We start from the raw sequence: 21138 nt of genomic DNA, 5'->3' as shown, positions 1-21138 counted from the left end.
TTTAATATTAACGAATATAATTCAAATCGAACTAATTTCCAAAAATAAATCCCTTGTATCTTTTTTCAAAAAGATTTAGTTCATTTTCAATTTGAAAGAATTTTTCGGCGATTTCTGATACTTTCAAGTTTCCCAAATCCTCCAAGGCATTTTATAAACCTTGCTTGCTAAAATCCATGTGGCTAAAAATGTAACTATAAAAGAAATTAAAGTAGCTTGCGCAGCTCCTACTGCACCATTAATATTTACAAAAGTATATAGTAAAATAACATGCAAAATCGATGTAGCAAATGTAATATATGCTAATATATGTGTTTTTTTAGTATAAAGAATATAACCTCCTACTATTAGATACATTCCTTGAAAAGCAAAAGCTATACAAAAATAAAATACATATTCTATAGAATGTAAAAAATTTTTTCCCAAAATATATGGGACTATTAAATTTAAAATATAAGCAAATACAACTGAAACAAGAAAAATTCCCACAAAATATGCATATGAAAACATCACTATTTTCTTTTTATCTTCACTACTTGGGCTACTAGATAAAATCTTAAAAATATAAGGACTCCAAGCTTTGTTAAAAGCTGTAACTATTACACTTATTATCATCCCCATTTGATAACCTGTAGCATATACTCCTGTAGCTGCAGCACCTAACAATGAAATAAGAATAATTCTATCCACACCTGTTTTTAACCATCCCGCTAGTTGATGTGGTATTAAAGGAATACCAAAATTAAGAGCCTCTTTTATATATTTTTTATTCGGATGAAATATCAAATAACCTCTTTTGATAATAAATATAAAACTAATCACCGCAAAAAATATAATTCCTATTCCCCTAGCTATTACTTGACCTTCCCAATTCATACCTAAATATACTATTAAAATTATTGATAAAATTGTTATTAGAAAAGTCTGAGATATTTGATATATAGTATATTGCTTTGGTTTTTGTTCTGCCATCCACAACAAAAGATTAACAGTAGTTAAAAATTGAGCAAAAGCTAAAACAATTGCTAAAAAAATCCACTTAATTTCTATAGATAGTTTTTCTAAAATTATAGATTTAAATAAATATACACAAATAAATACAATTAATGTAGATATACTTAATATAATAAGACAATTCCCAATAAAAATTTTTAAATCCTTTTTAGACATTTTAAAAAAGTTTACATTTATAGCTCCATGTATGCTCAAACCTGTAAATACTGCAAAGATACTTATTAAAACATTAAAAACAGATACTTTTCCATAATCTTCTGGAGTCAAATATCTAGTAAGAATTGGTAACATAAAAAAAGGTATTGATTTATTTAATATATCTCCTATAACATAAATAAAAGTGCTTTTAAATATTCTATTAACCATATTTTTTTATAATTTTAAGTAAATTCTCAGCTAAAATTTTTGAACCTTCCTTATTTAAATGAATACCATCTTTTAATAATATTTTTTCAGGATCATAGTTATACATATCAATATAACTGACATTATTAAATTTTTCACATACTTTTTTTAAAACCTCATTATAGCAATTAATGTTTTTCTCAAATCCATATGATATTTTTTTGTTTCTTTTATTTGTATTAGCTATACCAATAACTATTGCTTTTTTTCCTAATTTATGAATTTCTTCTAACATATAATGATAATTTTTCTCAAAATCTCTGATACTCACATAGACTTTAGGAAATATTTTAGTAAAAAAATATCTATAACGGCTCATTAAAGCAACTATAGGGAAAAGTTTATTAACTTTACTAAAAAACGCTCTCTCTTTTCTATAAAATAATCTTGGCGCACAATCCACAATTCCCAAATGAATGATTATTATGTCTGGGTCAAATAATATAACATCATTATAAAAATTTTCTACTTGCAATCTTGTATCATTCGCTCTAATACTTCTATTAAATAAAACATATCTATCTTTTAAAAATTCATTTATTAAATACGGATATGTATCTTCAACCAATATTTCTTCTCTAGGAAGACTTAAACTATCACCTAAAATAACTATTTTTTTCAGCATATTACTCTACCTGCTTATTTCATAACTTATATATTTTTGAAACAAACAATTGCGAGGATATTTCAAGTATTTTAAAGATTGAATCGATTTCATAATATTCCTTTGATATAGATTTGTTTTATACTAAAGCCTATAAATACTGTAAAAACACTTGTTAAATAATTTTTTGAGTTCAAACTTCTTATAAAAATTAATAACATAAAAAATGGTATCAACTTATTTAATATGGCTCCAAAAATATAAAAAAAAATTTTTAAAGAAAGACCTATTCAATAACATTCTCCATTTTTTCTACAATCTCTTTATAATCTAAAGGAGTCCCCATATCTATCCAATAATCTGTTATCTCAAAACTCTTTGTAAGTTTATTCTTACTTTTTAAAACATCAAATAAGCTTGGTAAATCAAAGAATTCATTTTTAGGTATATAGTATAAAACTTCAGGATTGAATACATATATCCCGGTATTTATAAAAAATTCTTTTATTGGCTTTTCTTTAATAGATTTTATATTGTTTTCATCATCTATTTCTATAACACCATATGGAATTTGATATTTATACTTTCTTATACACATGGTAGCTATTGCCTTTTGTTCTTCATGATAGGACAATAACTTTTCATAATCTAACGACGCTAAAACATCACCATAAATAACAAAAAAAGGTTCATCCAATTCTATATCAATCAAACTTAAAGCCCCACCAGTTCCAAGTCGTTTTTTTTCTTCAATATATTTTATTTTTACTCCAAACTTACTTCCATCACCAAAATAATTTTTAACAACTTCAGCTTTATAATTCACACTTATCATAAACTTTGTAAATCCATAAGAAGTAAACATATCTATAATATGCTCTAACATAGGTTTAGAACCAACTTTTAACATAGGCTTTGGGGTATTTTTTGTAAGTTCTCCCAATCTTGTTCCTAATCCTCCAGCCATTATCACTACCCAGTTAGGTTTAATATTAAATTCTTCATCATCTAAAACAATCACATCCTTTAAAACCATATTATCATCAACAATAGGCATATGCTTTCTTCTAAGCTCTCTGAGTTTTAAAATGACTTTTTTTCGGCTTTCTCCTTCTTTCATAACTATAGGATTAGTATTTATAATTTCAGATAATTCTGTTTTATTATTTAAAATAGCTCTTCTAACATCTCCGTCAGTAAGAATCCCTACAAGTTGACCATTTTCATTAACAACAGCCAAAAAACCATTGCCATTACTATCAAGTAGTTTAATAGCTTCTCTAAAAGTAGAATTTTCAGATAACACTAAGTGTTTCATAAAAAATCTCCTTTAACAAAGCCCTTATCTTTTTCTATATTTTTACTAACTTTTCTACCTATAATTTCATCCACTGATTTAAAAACATCATTATGATTTATCATTTTAAATGCTATCATATCGAGTGTTACAATTTCTCCAGCTTTTATATTTCTCTTAGCAACTGGCACTTTCTGCCGATTCCTATATGTTAATTCTTTATAGTTCATACTAAATATCTCTTTCTGGTCTATGTTCATAATTGTTTCTAAATAATCGAGTCTTTTTTTTATAATTTTTATTTTATCACAAGAAACAGCTGATTCAAAATCTACCCTTTTTATCCCTTCATTTAATGTTATATGTTTTTCAAAAAATCTTGCCCCTAAAATATAGGCATATTCATTACTCAAAATACACATTTCACTTTTATAAGAAGAATGATCAGCATATCCTATTAAACAATCAGGATACATTTTTTTTAGTTCTCTAATTCTTTCTAATTTTATATCTTTTAAGTCTGATGGATATGACTGAAAACCAACCATTAGAACAATTTCTCTATCACTGTATCTTTTTACGATATCATCTATTTCTCCAAGAGTTCTACCACCAATACCAAAAATTAAAGGTGATTTTATTTTTTCTAATTTATTTAATAATTTTATGTCGTTAAATAAAACAGAATGAAGCTCAACATATTTAACATCAAATTCTTTGATTAAATCAAAAGCCTTAATATCTAATGGCATAAAAATAATATCTAATCCATTTTTTAAGGTATAAGAAAAAATTTCTTTCCAATCATTAAAAGAAAAAATCCATTTTTTCACTTCATTATAAGCGCTATGATAAGGAGACATAAACTCATCTAAATCTATCAATACTTGAAATTTCACTCCCATTACACCAGACTTTTTTGCTTCATCTATTAGCTTAAAAAGATATTTTTTATCTCCTTCATGATGAAAAGCAGTTTCAACAAAAAAATAATACGACATACTATTTTCCTATAGTAAAATGTATAGAATTATTTATTCTATTTTGCATATCATTCTGAAATTCTTCAAATGTTATCTTTTTACCATAAGGCATTTTTATATTTTGCGAGAATTCTATTTTTGAGTTTTTCAAATTATATTTATCTACTATATTTATAACATCTTTCAATTTTATCTTTAAAGGATCTTCTTTATAATATTCAAAAATGCTTCTAGTTCTTTCTAAATCTTCTTTTGTATCAACTGTCAAAGTATAGTTTGAAGATTTTTTTATTTCCCCTACATTAATCACTCCACATTTATAATATTCTGGATTAAACATATAAAGAAGTAAATATTCACTAACTGATGGATCAATTGAATTATAGCATTTTTTAAGGGCATTTAATGTCATGATTTCAGCGGTTGCCCCAACAGGTACATCTATTATTCTAGTATAGTCTAATTCATTAATATTATGAATTTCTATTTGCTCATCAAGATATTCATATGCTGTTAGAACGTTATCACCTGTAATTCTAATTACATTTTCTGCTTTTTCAAGTTCGCCAACTGCTATTAGCCTCTCTATAACAGCATCAGGAGCCCCCCTATAGATTTTAACTCTATTTTTAAATGCTACATCTTCTAAAATATCATCTATCATTTCATACGATGTGCAAATATATATATCATCTATATTTTTTACTTGTTTCACTCTTTGAATTATAAAATCAAGCATAGAATATTTGTCAACAATATTTCTTAAAACCTTCAATGGTAATCTCGTAGATACACATCTCGCTATTATACATGCAATTGTCTTTTTATTCATAACTCAATTTCTCCTTTTAACAAAAACCAATTTAGATTTTATCTTTATTTAAATAATATCATCTTTAGTTAAAATATGGTCATATTTTAAATCCTTATTAACTTTTCTACCTATTACAAATTTTGCCATTTCGGGGGGTAATCCCCTTGCTGGTCTTTTAAAATCAATATCTTCTTCTTTAATAATTTCACCTTTTTTCATATCTCTTGTAACTACAATACTTCTTCTAAATTCAATCCTTCTTTCTAAATCTTCTTCTGCAGTAACCCTATAACTTCCTAAAGCTTTTTGGATTCTTTTACTACCTTTTACAATTATTTCCATGTCATACGGTGTAGCCGATACTTTATGATCCCAACCTGGTAAATTTTTATCTAATGTAAAATGTTTCTCTATTACACAAGATCCAAAAGCTACACTCGCAAGAGGAATTTCATATCCTAATGTATGATCAGAAAAACCTACAGGATAAGGATAAATAGTTTGAAGAGTTTTTATACTACTTAAATTTACTTCTTCACCTTTTGGAGGATATTTAGAAATACAGTGTAATATAACTATCTGTTTATTTCCTTCTTCTTCTATTGTTCTGATTGCTTTATCTATTTCATATAATTCACTAAGCCCAGTTGATAAAACAATAGGTTTATTTTTTTTAGCAATATATTCTAAAAATGGATAATTATTTAAATCCATTGAAGCTACTTTAATAAAAGAAACATTTAATTCATCAACTAAAAAATCTACTTCTCTTTTGCTAAAAGGTGTACAAGCAAAATCAACACCAACTTCTTCGCAAAATTTTTTAATTTGCAATAATTCTTCTTCTGAAATGGAATATTTTTCCACTATTTCTTCTAACGTAGTATCATTTCTGTTTCTATAATCATCTGCTAAAAAATAATTTTCTTTATATTTCTCTCTTGAAAAAATAGTATCCTTACTCCAACTTTGAAATTTTACACAATCAGCACCCGCTTTTTTTGCTTCAATTATTAATTTTTTAGCAAGTTCCATATCTCCATTATGATTTGAACCAAGCTCAGCTATTATATAGGGCTCACAAAAGTTATATACTTCTTTCTTATATGTTAATTTTACTTTCATATTTTCCTCCTTTAATTATTTTTCCCACCAAAATAAAAACTTTCCGTCGTTTTTTAAACCTAAAGTGTTATTTTCATACTGTCTATAATAAGTAATTATTTCATTTGTAAATAAAGCACTATATTTTTTTAGCAGTTTTTTAAAAAAATACCAATCTACTGCTACTATATTTTTAGGAAATTTAACTTTATTATCTAAAATATGAAGATTAATAGCAGTGTTAGAAAGACCAAAAATATTTTTATCCTCTATAAATTTATAATCAATTAATGTTTTATTTTTTATTCTTTGTGAAAAATATTTATCCACAACTATACCATCTTTATTAAATAGTGTTAAATCATTTACAATAATATTATATTTTTTAAGCACTTCAATAGATTTTTCAACTCTATTTTTTGAAAAATAGTCATCACTATCACCAAAGATAAGTATATCATAATTATTTTTCTTGCACCAATTTATTCCAAATTCTCTATTTTTTGCAAAAGTATTAGAATATTTAATTTCAATTATATTTAAAGCTTTATATTTTTTTTTGATTGTTTTAAAATCATCATAATTATCATTTACAACAACTAAATCAAAATTTTTATATGTCTGATTTTCTAGTGAATTAAAAAAATCTTCTAAAAATTCTTCTTTCATTGGAAAAACAGTAGTTAAAAAAGCTATTTTCATTTAACAATACTCTCTACTTTAATAAAACTATTTTCTTTTATTTTTATATATTCTTTACTTACTGCATTTGAACCATAAAAAATATAATTTCCTATTTCAACTCCCCCATTTACAATAGCCCCTGTTGAAATATGACAAAAATCCACTCTATTTCAATCCATCTTTTTCTATTTCTCTGTATGTTAAACCAAATTCTGGAGATAAATGCATACCCGATGCTATTATTTGAAGTTCAAACTCTTTATCTTCTCTTATTTTTTCCATTAATGGTTTTAAAAGCCCATATTCGGCTCTTGTCCCAGTAAAAACACATATTTTTTTATTCACAGTAAACCTCTATCATTTCATCTTTTTTGAATTCTTTAGGAGCTCTTAAGCCTAATATCTCTTTCCATCTCATAGGGGATATACCTTTTCTTCCTGTCCTTTTAACTGCTAAATTTTCCTCTGAAAGGATCTCTCCCTTTTTTATATCTCTTTTTGCAACGATATATTTCCTTGCTATATCTCTGTTTTTTAACTCACTTTTTGATGGTTTTTTTATTCCGTCTCCTAATGCTTTTTCAACGTTTCTAATTGCTTGAATCATAGCTTTTAACTCGTGGGGTTCTAAACTGGCTTTATGGTCAGGTCCGGGCATATTTCTATCAAGAGTAAAATGTTTTTCTATAACAGAAGCTCCAAGGGCTACTGCTGCAATTGGAACCTCTATCCCCGATGTGTGGTCAGAATAGCCTATTTTTACTTTAAATGCTTCTTTTATGGTAATCATAGCCAGCAGGTTTACATCTTCGTAAGGGGTGGGGTACTCTGTGTTGCAATGTAGTACAGTGATATTTTCTCTTGAAGTCCCAGATTGAATCAATATATCCAATGCATCTTCTATCTCTCCAAGGTCTGCCATTCCGGTAGATAGAATAACTTTTTTCTTTAGTTTCCCTATTTTTTCTAAATAAGGAAGATTTGTTATCTCTCCACTTGGTATTTTAAATATTTCCATACAAATACTTTCTAAAAACTCAATACTTTCAAAATCAAAAGGAGTTGACAGGAAAGTGATCCCGACTTTATCGCAGTAATCTTTTAATACCTTAAAATCATGAAAAGAAATCTCCAATTTTTTTACCATGTCAAGCTGAGATTCATCTGCAGATGTTGTTTGTTTTTGATATTCAGCTTTTTGAGCAAATTTACTTATTACATTTTCAGCCTTAAAAGTTTGAAACTTAACAGCATCCGCTCCACATTCCTTTGCCACTTCTACCATCTTTTTTGCAATTTCTAAACTTCCGTTATGATTAACTCCTGCCTCTGCTATGATAAATGTTTTCATTTTACTAAAGACCCCGCTTTTATAAAAGAATTGGATGGTATCTCTATATATTGTTTTGTCACCGCATTGCTACCTACAAATGTGAAATCGCCAACCTTTACGCCTCCATTAACTATTGCACCGGTCGAGATATGGCAAAAGTCTCCAACAACTGCATCATGTTCAATTAAAGCCATAGAGTTTACAATACAATTTCTACCTATCACAGCTCCTGCGTTTAATATCGCACCGTGCATTATTATTGTTCCTTCTCCAATTTTTGCATGTTTTGATACATAAGATTTCGGCGAGATAATAGTAGGAATAGTAAAGCCATTTACCTTCAATAAGTTATATATGTTTTTTCTTTTCTCAGCACTATATATGTGTCCTATAGTAATAAAGGCATAGTCAACTTCCTTTTTTAAATCTTTTATATCTTCATCTGTTCCAATCACTTTATAACCTAACACTTCACTTCCCACTTTCTCTTTAACATCTATAATTCCTATTATTTCATAATCCCCTGACAACTCTATCACATCTATTACGGCTTCACAGTGTCCTCCACCACCTACCAATATGATTTTTTTGTTTTTCATATATATATAACTCCACTGGGTATGTTTACTAATCTATCTTCTAAATACTCCGCTACTTTTGATTCAAATGTATAACAATCCTTATACATTGGCAGTTTATTCATCAAAACCCAGCACGGTCTCGTCATAACTCCGTTATTGTTTGTATACTCTAAAAATTCATCTCTCTCTAATCTGTTATCTAATAATATAGCATTTAACCAATAGTTTGAAAAAGCCTTTTCAGGTTCTAAAACAAACTTTACTCCTACACTTTCAAAAAATCCATTATAGTTAATGGCTAAATCTCTTTTTGTTTTAATAAATTTTTCCAAATTTTCAAGCTGACCTAAAAGCAAAGCTGCATTAATATTTGGCATCCTGTAGTTGTATCCTATGCTATCGTGGTAGTATTCCCATCTGTGAGGAATTTTTGCAGTGGTGGTGATGTGCTTTGCTTTTTTTACCAGTTCTTCGTCATTTGTAAGTATAGCTCCTCCTCCGCCGGAAGTTATAATCTTATTTCCGTTAAAGCTTAATATTCCTAAAAGTCCAAAAGTCCCTGTATGTTTTCCTTTATAACAACTTCCAATTGATTCTGCAGCGTCTTCTACTACAGGTAAGTTGTACTCTTTAGCCAATTTTACAATTTCATCTATCCTACATGGATGACCAAAAGTATGCATAGGCACTATTGCAGAAATTTGTCTTCCGGTAATTTTGTTAATCAACTTCCCGTTTTCAAGCTTACAATTGTTCTCAACAAATCTTTTTAAGCTCTCCAAACTCATTCCAAGAGTATCTTCATTGACATTTACAAAAACAGGTTTTGCACTGCAGTAAGATATGGCATTACAAGTTGCCACAAAGGTTAAAGGTTGTGTGATAACCTCTGTTTCAGACTTAACACCTGCCAGTAGTAAAGCTACATGTAATGCAGATGTTCCGTTTACCGTCATCACACAGTATTTGGCACCTGTAAAATCTGCCAGCTTCTCTTCAACTACATCAACAAACCTTCCTACACTGGATACAAAAGTAGAGTCTATACAATCTAAAACATACTTCTTTTCATTGCCTATAAACACAGGCTCGTGTAAAGGAACAGTATCCCTTTTATAGAGGTTTTTAACAAAATCAATAAAATCTTTGTACCAAGCTTTTATCATATATTATACACCCAATGTTTGTAATGTCTTAAATTTTCAGGATTTTTAAACCACTCTATAGTTATATCCAAACCTTCCTCTAAAGAAGTTTGAGGAACCCACCCTGTTAAACTTTTCAGTTTCTCGTTAGAACCTAATAACCTTTCTACTTCACTGTTTTCCGGTCTAATTCTCTTCTCATCTGTTATTATTTTTGCATCAGGATTAATCTTGTTTATAATTAGTTTTGCCAAATCACCAATGGATATATCTTTACCCGTTGCTATATTTATTTCCTGTCCTACAGTATCTTCAGACTTAGCTATTCTTACAAACCCTTCAACGGTATCTTTTACAAAAACTAAATCTCTTGTGGGGTGTAAAGACCCTAATTTAATTTCTTTTTCTCCTGATAGAAGCTGAGTTATGATTGTCGGAATTACTGCCCTTGCGGACTGTCTTGGTCCGTATGTGTTAAAAGGTCTAACTATAACAACAGGCAGGTCAAAGCTTCTGTAAAAACTCTCCGCTATATAATCAGCTCCTATTTTTGAAGCTGAGTAAGGAGACTGTCCTTGTTTTGGATGGTTTTCTTCTATAGGTACATACTTGGCAGTGCCGTAAACTTCGGAAGTTGAAGTTACCAAAACCCTTTCGACTTGAAAATCTCTTGCAGCCTGTAATATGTTTAATGTTCCTTTTATGTTCGTATCTACATAGCTGTCCGGAGAGTGATAACTAAAGGGTATGCTTATCAACGCTGCAAGGTGGAAAATAACATCTACACCTTTAACAGCAGTTCTAACTCCGTTTGGATCTCTTACGTCTCCTGTAAAAATCTCTATTTTATTTAATTTTTCTTTTGGTAATGTTTCAAGCCAACCCCAATGATTAAAAGAGTTATAAAACACAAAAGCTCTAACTTCACAACCTTCCTCTAAAAGCCTTTCAACTAAATGACTACCTATAAATCCACAAGAACCGGTAACAAGTACTTTCTTATTCTTTAGATTCATATACTATCACTCCAAGTATTTTATTAACTCTACAAACTCTAAGTATTTATGTGACATAGTACCTTTGGCAAAGTAGCGGCGAAAACCTTCATGATTCAATAAATTTTGGATTTTAGATTTTGGATTTTGAATTATTGATGTGAATATCATTTTATTGAACTACTCACTGTTTTTACAATTTTTGTTAGAATGTTTATTATAGAATTAATTTCCTCAAAAAGTTTATCTGCTTTTTGATAGTCATCTAAATAATTCGATGCTTTCAATAAGTTAAGCCAATATAGGGTTTCTCTTGATTCCTTGCTTGCAATTGATAGTTTAGATAAAAAATCTTTGCGAGATTGAGACGCTTGTGCTTCTTCAATATTTGCACCAATACTCGTACCACTTCTTAATAGTTGTTTAGATAATACATATTCATTTTTACTACTTAAATATTTATAACAATCAATGATAAGTAATGCAAAAGCGAAAGATTTTTCTTTAACTAAATTTTCATTTTTAGTATTTTGCATCTTATAACCTACACCCAAAATCCAACATCCAACATTCAAAATTCAATTTTATTCACCATCAACTTTATTCAACATCCAGCATTCAAAATTCAACATTTCCAAAGTACCACTCATACACCATTCTTAACCCATCTTTTAGTTCGATAGTATGTTGCCACCCTAAACTATTTAACTTACTTACATCAGTAAGTTTTTTCATCGTTCCATCCGGTTTTTCTGTATTGAAATAAAATTCTCCTTTAAAACCAACAATATCTTTGATTAAATAGGCAAGTTCTTTGATAGAAATATCTTTGCCGGTACCGATGTTAATATGGGTGTTGCGGATTTCAGGGGTCGTGAGGATTGGAGAGGTTATAGGGGTTGTAGAGGTTTTAGAGGTCGTAGATGTTATATGGTGGAAGTCAATGTTTTCCATGATAAAAACGCAGGCATCGGCCATGTCGTCAACATGGAGGAATTCGCGCATCGGTTTGCCGGTGCCCCAGATTTCAATAGAAGTTGGGGTGTTAGATGTTTTAGAGGTAATAGAAGTTTTAGAGGTCGTAAAGGTTATAGAGGATTTAAGGGTTGTAGAAGTTGTTTTAATGCCGTACTTATCTATAATTTTTAATATTTCTTCCTTTGTTGCGCTTCCATCAATACCTTCAATAGGATTTTTGTTTAAGTCTTTTCTTATAGCTTCCCAGTTATCTTCTTCCAGACATTTTCCCAGATGCATTTTTCTTATTAATGCCGGTAAAACATGTGATTTTTCTAAATCAAAATTATCATTGGGACCATATAAATTGGTTGGCATTACTGAGATAAAATTTGTACCATACTGCAGATTAAAACTCTCACACATCTTTATACCGGCTATTTTGGCAATGGCATAAGGCTCATTGGTATATTCCAAAGGACCAGTTAATAGATATTCCTCTTTTATAGGTTGTGGACAATTTTTAGGATAAATACAAGTGCTCCCCAAGAACAGTAGTTTTTTAACACCATATTTATAGGCGTTATAAATTACATTATTTTGTATCTGAAGGTTTTCATAAATAAAATCTGCTCGATATATATTATTTGCGAGTATTCCACCCACCTTTGCTGCGGCTAGGAAGATGTATTCTGGGTTATGTGTTTCGAAAAATTGAGATACTGCATTACTGTCCAGGAGGTTGAGGGGGAGAAAGGTTGTAGAGGGTGTAGGGGTTGTAGATGTGGGTTTTCTAGAGTTGTAGGTGCCTATTATGTTATTGTACCCTTTTTCAATGAGTTTTCTTACGATCGCTGAACCTACAAGGCCTGAAGCACCAAAAACTACTATTTTGCTATTTTGATTCATTGGGAAATTCCTTTATTTTAGGGTTAGTAGAGGTTGTAGAGGGTGTATGGGTTTTAGAGGTTGTAGAAGTATTAAGAGTAGTAGAGGTTTTAAGGGTTGTAGGGGTTGTAGAGGTTTTGTTTAGTGATTTCATAAAATTATTTAAAAGATAGCCAATTCTAGCTAATTTTTCTTCTAATGATTTATAGTCTTGTAGATTGATAAAGCCTAAATCCTTAGACAAATAGAGCAAATATTTTAATTCTTCCAGTGAACCCCTAGAAATATACAAGAATCTCACAAAATCTTTGTTTGAACTTTTTGAATGGCCCTCTACGATATTCGCTGGAATTGATACCGCTGCTCTTTTTATTTGCGAACACAATCCAAATGTCTCATCCTTTGGAAACCTTTTCATCAGATTATAGATTTCAATTACCAGTTTATGGCATTCTTGCCACACAACCAACTCTTTCCAATTTCTCATTCTTATCTTCCTACCCCACCTTCACTAACCCTTACTAACCTCTACTAACCTTTACTACCTCTACTCACCTCTACTAACCTTTACTCACCCCTCTAAACCCCACAACTCCTCACCACTTCAAACCCACACTCTTTCAACACCAACTCCCTGTAACTTTTCTCCAAATCATACTTGAGCATATCATCTATCAAATCATCAAGAGTCTTTTCTGGTTTCCAGCCAAGCTTTTCCCTAGCTTTTGTTGCATCTCCAAGGAGTATGTCAACCTCCGCAGGCCTGAAATATCTTGGGTCAACTTCAACAATTGGCTTGCCAATTAAATTTTTAATTTTTAATGTTAAATGTTGAATTATTTCTTCAGTAGCTCCTATTTCTTTCAATTCATCATTCAATATTTCTAATTCAACATTTGCTAAAATTCCCTTTTCATCAACCCCTGTACCTTTAAACTCTATCTTACAACCCAATTTTTCGCAACATTTCCTTACAAATTCCCTTATTTCAGTGGTCTTACCAGTTGCAAGGACAAAATCATCTGGTTCAGGTTGTTGAAGTATGAGATACATCCCTTTTATAAAATCTTTCGCATGCCCCCAGTCCCTTTTGGCATTCAAGTTACCAAGATAGATCTTTTTATCAAGACCAAGAAATATTCTGGATAAGCCACGGGTTATTTTTCTGGTAACAAAGGTCTCGCCCCTTACAGGTGATTCGTGATTAAACAAGATGCCATTACAGGCAAACATATTGTAAGATTCTCTATAATTTATTGTTATCCAGTAAGCATACATCTTGGCGACCCCATAAGGGCTACGGGGATAAAAAGGAGTCTTTTCTGTCTGAGGCATCTCCTGCACCTTTCCAAAAAGCTCTGAAGTAGAAGCCTGATATATTTTCACTTTTTCTGTAAAACCAAGCAGTCTAACAGCTTCAAGCACCCTCAAGGTACCCAGGGCATTTACCTGAGCAGTATACTCAGGTTGCTCAAAACTAACGTACACATGGGATTGAGCTGCTAAATTGTAAATCTCATCAGGCTTAACCTTCTGGATGATTGCTGTAATGTTTAAACTGTCTGTAAGATCACCATAATGGAGGTAAAAGTTGGTTTTTTCTTCATGAGGGTCTTGGTATAAATGATTTATCCTTTCTGTATTAAAAAGAGAACTTCTCCTTTTAATCCCATGTACTTCATAACCTTTTTCTAAAAGATACTCGGCAAGATACGAACCATCCTGCCCTGTGATTCCAGTAATTAAAGCTATTTTTTTAGACACTATATGACTCCTTGGCATGTAAATAGTGAAGAGTGATTAGTGAAAAGTGAACAGGGAAAAATCATTTTTTTGACCTCATATATTTCCTCAAACTCCCTTTTAAGCATCTCAGTTAGCATGGTTACTTAGGTTTTAGAGGTTGTAGAAGTTCTAGAGGTTTTAGACGTTGTAAAGGTTGTAGAGGTTTTAGACGTTGTAGAGGTGGTAGAGGTTGTAGAGGAGCTAGAGGTTATGGATTTTATTAGTTGGTTGAGGAGGTAGCTTATTTCAGTGAGTTTGTCTTCAAGTTCACTGTACTTTTCTTTGCTTATATAGCCTAAATCTCTCGCAAGCAAAAGGAAGTATCTTAATTCCTCCAGAAAGCCTCTGGAACTGTATAAATACCTGGAGAATTCTTTTTTACTTTTCTTAGAATGCCCTTCTACAATATTGGCAGGCACAGAACAGGCTACTCTTTTAAGTTGATCAACTAAAGAATATACCTCTGTCCTTGGAAAATCCTTTATCAATTTGTAAATATCTAATACCTTATCATGACTTTTTTGCCAAACCACCAAATCTTTCCAACTATTACCCATTTACAACCTCTACAACCTTTACAACCTCAAAACCCTCTCCCCCTTCCCCCATTTCCCTCTCCAATTCCTCAATCTCCCTTTTTAGCCTCTCATACTCATCAAGCTTTATTTGCAAAAATCTTTTAGTAATTTTGTATTTTTCCCTTATTCCTTTAGGTGTTAAGAGATAACGATATGCCCATTTGTTTGGACTTTTTTTAAAGCGCTCAAATTTTATTATCCCCTTTTCTGCAAGCGCCTTTAGAAGATAGTTTATCTTGCCCAGACTATATCCCAGCCTCCTGGCTAAGTCTCGCTGAGAGACATTACTATCCTTCTCTATTTCCTTGATAATTTTATAAATTTCTTCAAGATTTGCTAAAAAGGCCATAACCTTTTCCAATCATATTTTTTTGTTCAACAGATGAACTTACTTTCTAAACTTCTTAAAAAATGTCAAGTAGATTTTGAAGAAGGGAAGGTGAGTATAATTGGTTTTAAAACAAGTTTCTAGCTAACTTTCATACTCCCAAATTCATACAACCAACTTCCACCCTGCCACATTTATAGGGTTGAAACGCTCGCTTAAGCCTTTAAACACTCTAACATCTCCCATTCAAAATTTACAATATTCTTTTCCTCAGAGCTAAATTCTATACCCACCAGGTAAATTTCTTTAGATTTATTTAAATACTTCTGCGCATAATCTCTTTCTTTTATCTGTTTTAAGGCTTCTCCTTTCTTACCATCAACCTTAAATTCCACTATATAAATCTTATCTCCTGCAAATAAGGTCAAATCTATACGGCCTTTATTGGTCACATCTTCACCAATAACCCTAAAACCCAGCGAGGAAACATAGGTAAATATTATACTCGCATAAAAACCTTTATACAAATTTAAATCGTTTTTGGTATAATTTGTATATGGTATTGAGGAAAATAGAGAGACAAGAGATTTTTTAAAATCTTCAAGTTTTCCATAATAAAGAGATTTTACCAATGATTCTTTAATCTTAGTATCACTATTGTAAAGATAACGAATTATGTAGTCGCTTAAAGATATCTGAACTTCCAGATTGGGTATCCGAAGTTTGTATTCTATAGATTGCAAAAGCTCATTATGTATAACTTCATCTATGGTCAAATAACCTGATTGATAGAGTAAAACTTCTAAATCCATATACTCTATGTCAAAGCTTGATAGTATTTTGTCATCCACTTGCAAATTACTCAAACTGGGTAAAAAATATTTTTTCTCTTTGATAAGTTTGATCAAAAAGGATGGAGTTCCTGTCTCAAACCAGTAGTTTCTAAACAAAAAATTATTACTGATAAACTGCAATATATCAAAGGGATTATAAACATTATCCTTTAAAAAATTATAACCATTATACCACCGTTTCACCTTTTCCATGTCCACATTTTCTAAGTAGGGCTTAAAAATTGTCTCTAAATCATGCTGGGTATAGCCACAGATATTTCCAAATCTTGGATTTAGGGATATGTCAGTTAGCATATTTAAGCCACTAAAAATTGATGCCCTGGAAAACTTGCTAACCCCTGTTAAAAAGGCAAATCTGATATATGCATCGTTATCTTTGATAATAGAGTAAAGCCCACTTAAAAATTCTCTATTTATCCTGGCCTGCTCCATATCTTCTATAACATCCAGTATGGGTTTATCATACTCATCGATTAAGATTACAACCTTTTGATTGTATTTCTTATAAGCCCTGTGAATCAAATCTCTAAAACAACTACCTGGATCTTTTAGGTTATCACAGCTTACTTCCAGTTGTTCCTGGTTGGTTTTAAATATATCCAGAGCTACTTGTTTTAAACTATCCAGGCTTTGAAAATTACCTGCCCAGCTTATTTTAATTACAGGGTATTTTTCTTCCCACATCCATTTGTCATAGATATATAACCCCTCAAAAAGCCTTTTATTCCCTTCAAAAAGCTCCTTTAAGGTATCCAGAAAAGAGATTTTCCAAACCTGCGGGGACGGGAAAGAAAAACGTAAGTATAATTATTAACTAACTCATAAGCCTCTTTTGTTTTATCCACATAAACATAATCTTCTTCCCGAATTTTTCTAAAGGTTTGTATTCCTATGGGTAGTTTTTTCATGTTAATCCTCTACATTTATTTTTATTTCTCAGGCAGGAGGGAAATAGCTTCTATTTACAATCCTTACCCACACAAATATCTGCCCTAATCTTTTCCAAAATCTTAGGTCCTATCCCCTTTACCTTTAATAAGTCTTCTACTGAGCTAAATTTACCCTGACTTTCCCTATAACTGACAATATTTTTTGCCTTAACTGTTCCTATATGTGGTAAAGATGCTAACTCTTCTTGCCTAGCTGTATTTATATTTACCTTAGCCAAAACCAAAGAAGTAAACATGAAGAAAAATATTACTATACCTAAATAATATCCTCTTCATAATTTGATCCCCTTTAACCCATCCCTCCTGCCTGAGAAAATTAGGCAAAAAATAGAAAATTTTAATCTCTTTGACAAGTTTTTAAAAAAATGGCTTAAATCTAAATTTTACCCATTTTAACTCATTATTAATAAATTACATAGTCCATCAGTATCCGCTTATCACCTTTTCTATCTCATAAAAAACAGAAAGTCTTAATAAAATTCTTCACCTGGTCCCTATTCCTTCTATTCAGGTTGACTCCATAACGATAGATAAACTTTGAAGCTAGCCTGAATAAAAACAAATCTAATTGACTTTTTTTTTATTCGCCTTACAATCTAGACAGACTAGATGAAAAGGGGGTTTTTATGGGTAATCAAACTTGGCAACTACAAGAAGCAAAAAATAAGTTTAGCCAACTAGTAGAAAAAGCAAGAAAATTTGGTCCTCAAGTCGTTACTAAACATGGGAAAGAGGCTGTTGTTATTTTGTCCTTTGAAGATTACAAAAAAATGGTTCACCCTGAGAATAATTTAATTGATTTTTTACAAAATTCACCTTTGTCTAAAGCTAAAATAGATTTTTCCTCTTTACGTCAAAAAGATAAACCACGAGATATAACCCTATGAAATATCTTATTGATACTTGTGTACTTGGAGAGGTTATCAAGCCTAAACCAAATGTTAAGGTTTTAAACTGGTTAAAAAAGCAAAAAGAAAGTCAACTTTACATTAGTGTTCTTACTTTAGGAGAAATAGCTAAAGGAATTGAAAAGTTAAAAAATGAAAAAGAAAAAAGGAATTGCATCTCTGGTTAGTAGACGATCTTAGAGAACGCTTTAATGGTAGAATTTTACCCATAAATGAACAGGTTGCTATGGCCTGGGGGCAAATTCAGGGCAGGGCTGAACTTCGGGGCAAATCAATGCCAGCGATTGATGAGCTTATTGCAGCTACAGCACTGGTTTTTAATATGGTTGTAGTTACACGAAACATCTCTGATATGGAAGAAAGTGGTGTGGTTTTACTAAACCCATGGGACATTAAAACAAAGAAAGGTTAACAAACAGGGCAACTACCCCCTATCCCGCTTCACTCCCTAGAACAGGTCCTGGGTCTTTAGGCAACAATCAGTAAATAGCCAAAAAATAAATAAATTTACTTCGCCTTACTCCTCTATCCTTTCTAAAAATGGACACATAAGATAATATATCTTTACCCTTTGTCCTTATAGAATCCAGTCAAGCATATAAAAACCACCCAAACTTATAAAAAACCTATTGACCCCAATTATTTGTCCCAACTAAAAAAGGCTTATGTTAAAAAGCTCAAAAAACTGGTTCAAACCTTTTCCTCCTAAATGGTGGTGTAAGACTCAAAGAGAAACCAAGTGGCTGGTTGAGCAAGAAGAGAGTTTAGAAGAAAAGCCCCAACCTCAAAAGGGAATCTTTTGTGCCAGGTGCCTGGCTTATATTTGCTCTGCTCAGGATAAAATAGAAGTACAGGGCAAGCACTTGCACCACTTTTTCAATCCCCAGGGCCTGGTCTTTGAAATCGGTTGCTTTGCCAAGGCCCCTGGTTGCCAGGGAGTTGGGCCTTTTACCCAGGAGTTTTCCTGGTTTTACCCCTATTTCTGGCAAGTTTGCCTATGCAAACACTGCACCTCTCACCTGGGCTGGATTTATTCCTATCAGGAAGACATCTTTTACGGCCTTATTCTCGGTAGACTCCTGGAAAAATAGTTTTATACTCTACATCTTTGAGGGCAAATAAAAAACAATCTCTGGAAACAAGACCAAAACTACTACCATTAAAAGCATAATACAAAAGAAAGGAAAAGTAGCTCGCAAAATTCTGCTTATGTCTTCTTTGGCTATTCCCTGAATCACAAAAAGGCTAAAGCCAACTGGAGGAGTAATTTGAGACAACTCCACCATAATCACCAAAAAGATACCAAACCACAGGGGTTTAAAACCAGCAGCTACAATAATGGGCAAAACAATGGGCAAGGTCATCACCACAATGGATATACCATCCAAAAGCATCCCCAAAAACAGATACATAAGCCCCACAACCAGAATCAAAACATAAGGCGAAAGCTTAAGTCCCACAATATACTCACTAAGGGCCCTGGCTATGCCCGTAAAACCCACTACCTGGGATAAAAAGGCAGCCCCACAAATAATAAAAGCAATCATGCAGGTAGTCATTACTGAATTGGTCAGGGTTTCCCAGAAAATTTTTAAACTCATATTTTTAAAGGCAAAGGCCAGGACATAAGCACCCACCACGCCAATGGCAGCAGCCTCTGTTGGGGTAGTAAAGCCTAGATAAATCCCCCCAAGCACGACCAAAATTAAAGCCAGCACAGGAAACAATTCCTTGATACTCTTTATCTTTTGAGCCCAGGAATAACTTTCACTATCCTGAGCAGGCACAATGTCTGGATTTAATAAGGCCCTAAAAATAATATAAAAGGAGTAAAGACCAGCCAGAATAAGCCCAGGAATTACTCCAGCCATAAAAAGTTTGCCAATGGAAGTATCAGAAAGCACTCCATAAATAATCATAATCAAACTGGGAGGAATTAAAAAGCCCAGAGTCCCAGCTCCAGCCAGAGACCCTAAGGCCAGGTCCCGGTCATACCCTCTTTTAGAAAGCTCATCCAAGGTAATCTGTCCCACAGTGGCTGTAGTTGCTGCGCTAGAGCCTGAAACTGCTGCAAACAAAGAACAGGCCACCACATTTATATGTAATAATTTACCTGGAATTTTAGAAAACCAGGGTAAAAGCCCGTTTAACAACTTGGTAGAAATGGCCGTCCGATACAAAATCTCTCCCATAAGGATAAAAAGGGGCAAAGCTGTAAGTGACCAGGAATTCATGCTATTCCATACGGAGTTGGCTAAAAGATTTCCTATTTTACTCCAGATAGAAATAGTGGGAGGAAGATTTAATTTATAAAGCAAAAGGCCACAAATACCTGTAGTAAGTAAGGAAAAACCTATCCACAACCCGGATAAAAGGAATAAAAACATTATTCCAAACATTACCAGGGAAAGAATTAAGGGATCGCTTATAATTTTCTAATCCTCCTTATTATCAAGGTTAACATCTGAAGACTTAACAATAAAAATCCTATAGGCACACTAAGCTCTGGAATCCAGAGACTGGTTTCAGCAATAGAATCAGCTCGCATATCTAAAAGATAGGTTTCTTTAACCATAAGATAAGAATAATAAAGAGAAAAAACACTGACTAAAAAAGCAATAAGTAAGGAAAACAAATCCAGGCACAATTTATAAAATTTATTTTTTATTCTCGAAGTGATAAGAGTAATTTTTATGTGTTTTTCCTGTCCCAACGTATAGGCAAGACCTAAAAATACACAGGCCACCATAAAGTAAGCACTATATTCATCAGCTATTAAGGTGGATTTTTTAAAAAAGGTTCTAAGAAAAATTTCTAAAGAAATTAAACCTACAATCAAAAGCATAAACAAACAAGCCAAATAACTACCTGCTTTACTTATCTTTTCTATAATATTTAAAATTTTCTTCATAATTTAAAAAAGAGGGGGAA

General features: G+C 31.7%; 27 protein-coding genes and 1 pseudogene. 4 read left to right on the top strand and 24 right to left on the bottom strand.

Annotation, left to right across the window (positions count from 1 at the left end; genetic code table 11):
* Window positions 1-123: 123 nt before the first annotated feature.
* The 22 genes and pseudogenes from ACZ42F_RS11835 to ACZ42F_RS11730 all read right to left on the bottom strand — a co-directional run bounded on the left by ACZ42F_RS11835 (window position 124) and on the right by ACZ42F_RS11730 (window position 17535).
* Complete coding sequence (locus ACZ42F_RS11835) at window positions 124-1380, bottom strand: lipopolysaccharide biosynthesis protein (RefSeq protein ID WP_464279138.1); 1257 nt, start codon at window positions 1378-1380, stop codon at window positions 124-126.
* Window positions 1373-2044 (bottom strand): SGNH/GDSL hydrolase family protein, encoded by a 672-nt coding sequence (locus ACZ42F_RS11830; RefSeq protein WP_464279137.1) that lies wholly within the window; start codon window positions 2042-2044, stop codon window positions 1373-1375. The genes ACZ42F_RS11835 and ACZ42F_RS11830 overlap by 8 nt, the downstream gene beginning before the upstream one ends.
* Window positions 2045-2309: 265 nt before the next feature.
* Entirely contained in the window at window positions 2310-3341 is a 1032-nt protein-coding gene (locus ACZ42F_RS11825) for a nucleotidyltransferase family protein (RefSeq protein ID WP_464279136.1), read from the bottom strand.
* On the bottom strand, window positions 3338-4321 hold the full coding sequence (locus tag ACZ42F_RS11820) for an N-acetylneuraminate synthase family protein (RefSeq protein WP_464279135.1): 984 nt from the start codon (window positions 4319-4321) through the stop codon (window positions 3338-3340). Before ACZ42F_RS11820 ends, ACZ42F_RS11825 begins: the two co-directional genes overlap by 4 nt.
* A gap of 1 nt (window position 4322) precedes the next feature.
* Window positions 4323-5135 (bottom strand): cytidylyltransferase domain-containing protein, encoded by an 813-nt coding sequence (locus tag ACZ42F_RS11815; protein ID WP_464279134.1) that lies wholly within the window; start codon window positions 5133-5135, stop codon window positions 4323-4325.
* A 48-nt stretch (window positions 5136-5183) separates the two neighbouring features.
* A complete protein-coding gene (locus ACZ42F_RS11810; protein WP_464279133.1) occupies window positions 5184-6242 on the bottom strand; it encodes an N-acetylneuraminate synthase family protein in 1059 nt (352 codons plus the stop codon).
* A 15-nt stretch (window positions 6243-6257) separates the two neighbouring features.
* Window positions 6258-6923, bottom strand: coding sequence for a glycosyltransferase family 2 protein (locus ACZ42F_RS11805; RefSeq protein WP_464279132.1), 666 nt, complete (start codon window positions 6921-6923; stop codon window positions 6258-6260).
* Window positions 6920-7069: a hypothetical protein gene (locus ACZ42F_RS11800; protein ID WP_464279131.1), complete on the bottom strand. Its 150-nt coding sequence runs from the start codon at window positions 7067-7069 to the stop codon at window positions 6920-6922. Before ACZ42F_RS11800 ends, ACZ42F_RS11805 begins: the two co-directional genes overlap by 4 nt.
* 1 nt (window position 7070) lies before the next feature.
* Window positions 7071-7250, bottom strand: coding sequence for a hypothetical protein (locus ACZ42F_RS11795; RefSeq protein WP_464279130.1), 180 nt, complete (start codon window positions 7248-7250; stop codon window positions 7071-7073).
* Window positions 7243-8256 (bottom strand): N-acetylneuraminate synthase, encoded by a 1014-nt coding sequence (gene neuB, locus ACZ42F_RS11790; RefSeq protein ID WP_464279129.1) that lies wholly within the window; start codon window positions 8254-8256, stop codon window positions 7243-7245. Before neuB ends, ACZ42F_RS11795 begins: the two co-directional genes overlap by 8 nt.
* The gene (locus tag ACZ42F_RS11785; protein WP_464279128.1) at window positions 8253-8837 is read right to left on the bottom strand and encodes an acetyltransferase; all 585 of its coding nucleotides are present in this window, start codon (window positions 8835-8837) and stop codon (window positions 8253-8255) included. Before ACZ42F_RS11785 ends, neuB begins: the two co-directional genes overlap by 4 nt.
* Window positions 8834-9985, bottom strand: coding sequence for a LegC family aminotransferase (locus ACZ42F_RS11780; RefSeq protein WP_464279127.1), 1152 nt, complete (start codon window positions 9983-9985; stop codon window positions 8834-8836). Before ACZ42F_RS11780 ends, ACZ42F_RS11785 begins: the two co-directional genes overlap by 4 nt.
* Complete coding sequence (locus ACZ42F_RS11775; protein WP_464279126.1) at window positions 9982-10980, bottom strand: NAD-dependent 4,6-dehydratase LegB; 999 nt, start codon at window positions 10978-10980, stop codon at window positions 9982-9984. The genes ACZ42F_RS11780 and ACZ42F_RS11775 overlap by 4 nt, the downstream gene beginning before the upstream one ends.
* A 146-nt stretch (window positions 10981-11126) precedes the next feature.
* On the bottom strand, window positions 11127-11534 hold the full coding sequence (locus ACZ42F_RS11770) for a four helix bundle protein (protein ID WP_464279125.1): 408 nt from the start codon (window positions 11532-11534) through the stop codon (window positions 11127-11129).
* Between the two features lie 43 nt (window positions 11535-11577).
* Window positions 11578-12825: a GDP-L-fucose synthase family protein gene (locus ACZ42F_RS11765; RefSeq protein ID WP_464279124.1), complete on the bottom strand. Its 1248-nt coding sequence runs from the start codon at window positions 12823-12825 to the stop codon at window positions 11578-11580.
* Entirely contained in the window at window positions 12812-13291 is a 480-nt protein-coding gene (locus ACZ42F_RS11760) for a four helix bundle protein (RefSeq protein WP_464279123.1), read from the bottom strand. The genes ACZ42F_RS11765 and ACZ42F_RS11760 overlap by 14 nt, the downstream gene beginning before the upstream one ends.
* 92 nt (window positions 13292-13383) lie before the next feature.
* Window positions 13384-14568: a GDP-mannose 4,6-dehydratase gene (gene gmd / locus ACZ42F_RS11755; protein ID WP_464279122.1), complete on the bottom strand. Its 1185-nt coding sequence runs from the start codon at window positions 14566-14568 to the stop codon at window positions 13384-13386.
* Window positions 14569-14693: 125 nt separating this feature from the next.
* Window positions 14694-15146, bottom strand: coding sequence for a four helix bundle protein (locus tag ACZ42F_RS11750; RefSeq protein WP_464279121.1), 453 nt, complete (start codon window positions 15144-15146; stop codon window positions 14694-14696).
* Window positions 15139-15528 carry a MarR family EPS-associated transcriptional regulator gene (locus ACZ42F_RS11745; RefSeq protein ID WP_464279120.1) on the bottom strand — a complete coding sequence of 130 codons (390 nt, stop codon included), beginning with the start codon at window positions 15526-15528 and terminating at the stop codon, window positions 15139-15141. The genes ACZ42F_RS11750 and ACZ42F_RS11745 overlap by 8 nt, the downstream gene beginning before the upstream one ends.
* 182 nt (window positions 15529-15710) lie before the next feature.
* A complete protein-coding gene (locus ACZ42F_RS11740; protein WP_464280264.1) occupies window positions 15711-16307 on the bottom strand; it encodes a PD-(D/E)XK nuclease domain-containing protein in 597 nt (198 codons plus the stop codon).
* Window positions 16308-16715: 408 nt separating this feature from the next.
* Window positions 16716-17257 (bottom strand): annotated as a pseudogene (locus tag ACZ42F_RS11735) (AAA family ATPase); the annotation flags it as partial.
* A 50-nt stretch (window positions 17258-17307) separates the two neighbouring features.
* Window positions 17308-17535, bottom strand: a complete 228-nt coding sequence (locus ACZ42F_RS11730; protein WP_464279119.1) for a ComEA family DNA-binding protein — start codon at window positions 17533-17535, stop codon at window positions 17308-17310.
* Between the two features lie 390 nt (window positions 17536-17925).
* On the opposite strand from ACZ42F_RS11730, the gene ACZ42F_RS11725 reads away from it, so the two are divergent.
* The 4 genes from ACZ42F_RS11725 (at window position 17926) to ACZ42F_RS11710 (ending at window position 19298) form a co-directional block, all read left to right on the top strand.
* Window positions 17926-18186 (top strand): type II toxin-antitoxin system Phd/YefM family antitoxin, encoded by a 261-nt coding sequence (locus ACZ42F_RS11725; protein ID WP_029968824.1) that lies wholly within the window; start codon window positions 17926-17928, stop codon window positions 18184-18186.
* Window positions 18183-18374 (top strand): PIN domain-containing protein, encoded by a 192-nt coding sequence (locus ACZ42F_RS11720; protein ID WP_464279118.1) that lies wholly within the window; start codon window positions 18183-18185, stop codon window positions 18372-18374. Before ACZ42F_RS11725 ends, ACZ42F_RS11720 begins: the two co-directional genes overlap by 4 nt.
* The gene (locus ACZ42F_RS11715) at window positions 18359-18619 is read left to right on the top strand and encodes a PIN domain-containing protein (RefSeq protein WP_464279117.1); all 261 of its coding nucleotides are present in this window, start codon (window positions 18359-18361) and stop codon (window positions 18617-18619) included. The genes ACZ42F_RS11720 and ACZ42F_RS11715 overlap by 16 nt, the downstream gene beginning before the upstream one ends.
* 253 nt (window positions 18620-18872) lie before the next feature.
* Entirely contained in the window at window positions 18873-19298 is a 426-nt protein-coding gene (locus ACZ42F_RS11710; RefSeq protein WP_464279116.1) for a cereblon family protein, read from the top strand.
* 9 nt (window positions 19299-19307) lie between these two features.
* Here ACZ42F_RS11710 and ACZ42F_RS11705 read toward each other — a convergent pair whose 3' ends face one another.
* Window positions 19308-20639 carry a TRAP transporter large permease subunit gene (locus tag ACZ42F_RS11705; protein WP_029968818.1) on the bottom strand — a complete coding sequence of 444 codons (1332 nt, stop codon included), beginning with the start codon at window positions 20637-20639 and terminating at the stop codon, window positions 19308-19310.
* Window positions 20633-21118, bottom strand: a complete 486-nt coding sequence (locus tag ACZ42F_RS11700; protein ID WP_464279115.1) for a TRAP transporter small permease subunit — start codon at window positions 21116-21118, stop codon at window positions 20633-20635. The genes ACZ42F_RS11705 and ACZ42F_RS11700 overlap by 7 nt, the downstream gene beginning before the upstream one ends.
* Window positions 21119-21138: the final 20 nt, after the last annotated feature.

It is taken from the genome of Desulfonauticus autotrophicus (assembly GCF_055381725.1).
Note: the sequence above shows the minus strand (reverse complement) of the source record. Positions and strands in the feature narration are given on the sequence as shown.

Excerpts from the sequence above, each read along its gene's own strand:
- ACZ42F_RS11775 (WP_464279126.1), bottom strand. The coding sequence starts at position 10,980 with ATGAATCTAAAGAATAAGAAAGTACTTGTTACCGGTTCTTGTGGATTT.
- ACZ42F_RS11740 (WP_464280264.1), bottom strand. The coding sequence starts at position 16,307 with ATGGATTTAGAAGTTTTACTCTATCAATCAGGTTATTTGACCATAGAT.
- ACZ42F_RS11830 (WP_464279137.1), bottom strand. The coding sequence starts at position 2,044 with ATGCTGAAAAAAATAGTTATTTTAGGTGATAGTTTAAGTCTTCCTAGA.
- ACZ42F_RS11780 (WP_464279127.1), bottom strand. The coding sequence starts at position 9,985 with ATGATAAAAGCTTGGTACAAAGATTTTATTGATTTTGTTAAAAACCTC.
- ACZ42F_RS11750 (WP_464279121.1), bottom strand. The coding sequence starts at position 15,146 with ATGGGTAATAGTTGGAAAGATTTGGTGGTTTGGCAAAAAAGTCATGAT.
- ACZ42F_RS11765 (WP_464279124.1), bottom strand. The coding sequence starts at position 12,825 with ATGAATCAAAATAGCAAAATAGTAGTTTTTGGTGCTTCAGGCCTTGTA.
- ACZ42F_RS11720 (WP_464279118.1), top strand. The coding sequence starts at position 18,183 with ATGAAATATCTTATTGATACTTGTGTACTTGGAGAGGTTATCAAGCCT.
- ACZ42F_RS11710 (WP_464279116.1), top strand. The coding sequence starts at position 18,873 with ATGTTAAAAAGCTCAAAAAACTGGTTCAAACCTTTTCCTCCTAAATGG.
- ACZ42F_RS11725 (WP_029968824.1), top strand. The coding sequence starts at position 17,926 with ATGGGTAATCAAACTTGGCAACTACAAGAAGCAAAAAATAAGTTTAGC.
- ACZ42F_RS11825 (WP_464279136.1), bottom strand. The coding sequence starts at position 3,341 with ATGAAACACTTAGTGTTATCTGAAAATTCTACTTTTAGAGAAGCTATT.
- ACZ42F_RS11835 (WP_464279138.1), bottom strand. The coding sequence starts at position 1,380 with ATGGTTAATAGAATATTTAAAAGCACTTTTATTTATGTTATAGGAGAT.
- ACZ42F_RS11820 (WP_464279135.1), bottom strand. The coding sequence starts at position 4,321 with ATGTCGTATTATTTTTTTGTTGAAACTGCTTTTCATCATGAAGGAGAT.
- ACZ42F_RS11760 (WP_464279123.1), bottom strand. The coding sequence starts at position 13,291 with ATGAGAAATTGGAAAGAGTTGGTTGTGTGGCAAGAATGCCATAAACTG.
- ACZ42F_RS11805 (WP_464279132.1), bottom strand. The coding sequence starts at position 6,923 with ATGAAAATAGCTTTTTTAACTACTGTTTTTCCAATGAAAGAAGAATTT.
- ACZ42F_RS11815 (WP_464279134.1), bottom strand. The coding sequence starts at position 5,135 with ATGAATAAAAAGACAATTGCATGTATAATAGCGAGATGTGTATCTACG.
- neuB (WP_464279129.1), bottom strand. The coding sequence starts at position 8,256 with ATGAAAACATTTATCATAGCAGAGGCAGGAGTTAATCATAACGGAAGT.
- ACZ42F_RS11700 (WP_464279115.1), bottom strand. The coding sequence starts at position 21,118 with ATGAAGAAAATTTTAAATATTATAGAAAAGATAAGTAAAGCAGGTAGT.
- ACZ42F_RS11785 (WP_464279128.1), bottom strand. The coding sequence starts at position 8,837 with ATGAAAAACAAAAAAATCATATTGGTAGGTGGTGGAGGACACTGTGAA.
- ACZ42F_RS11730 (WP_464279119.1), bottom strand. The coding sequence starts at position 17,535 with ATGTTTACTTCTTTGGTTTTGGCTAAGGTAAATATAAATACAGCTAGG.
- ACZ42F_RS11810 (WP_464279133.1), bottom strand. The coding sequence starts at position 6,242 with ATGAAAGTAAAATTAACATATAAGAAAGAAGTATATAACTTTTGTGAG.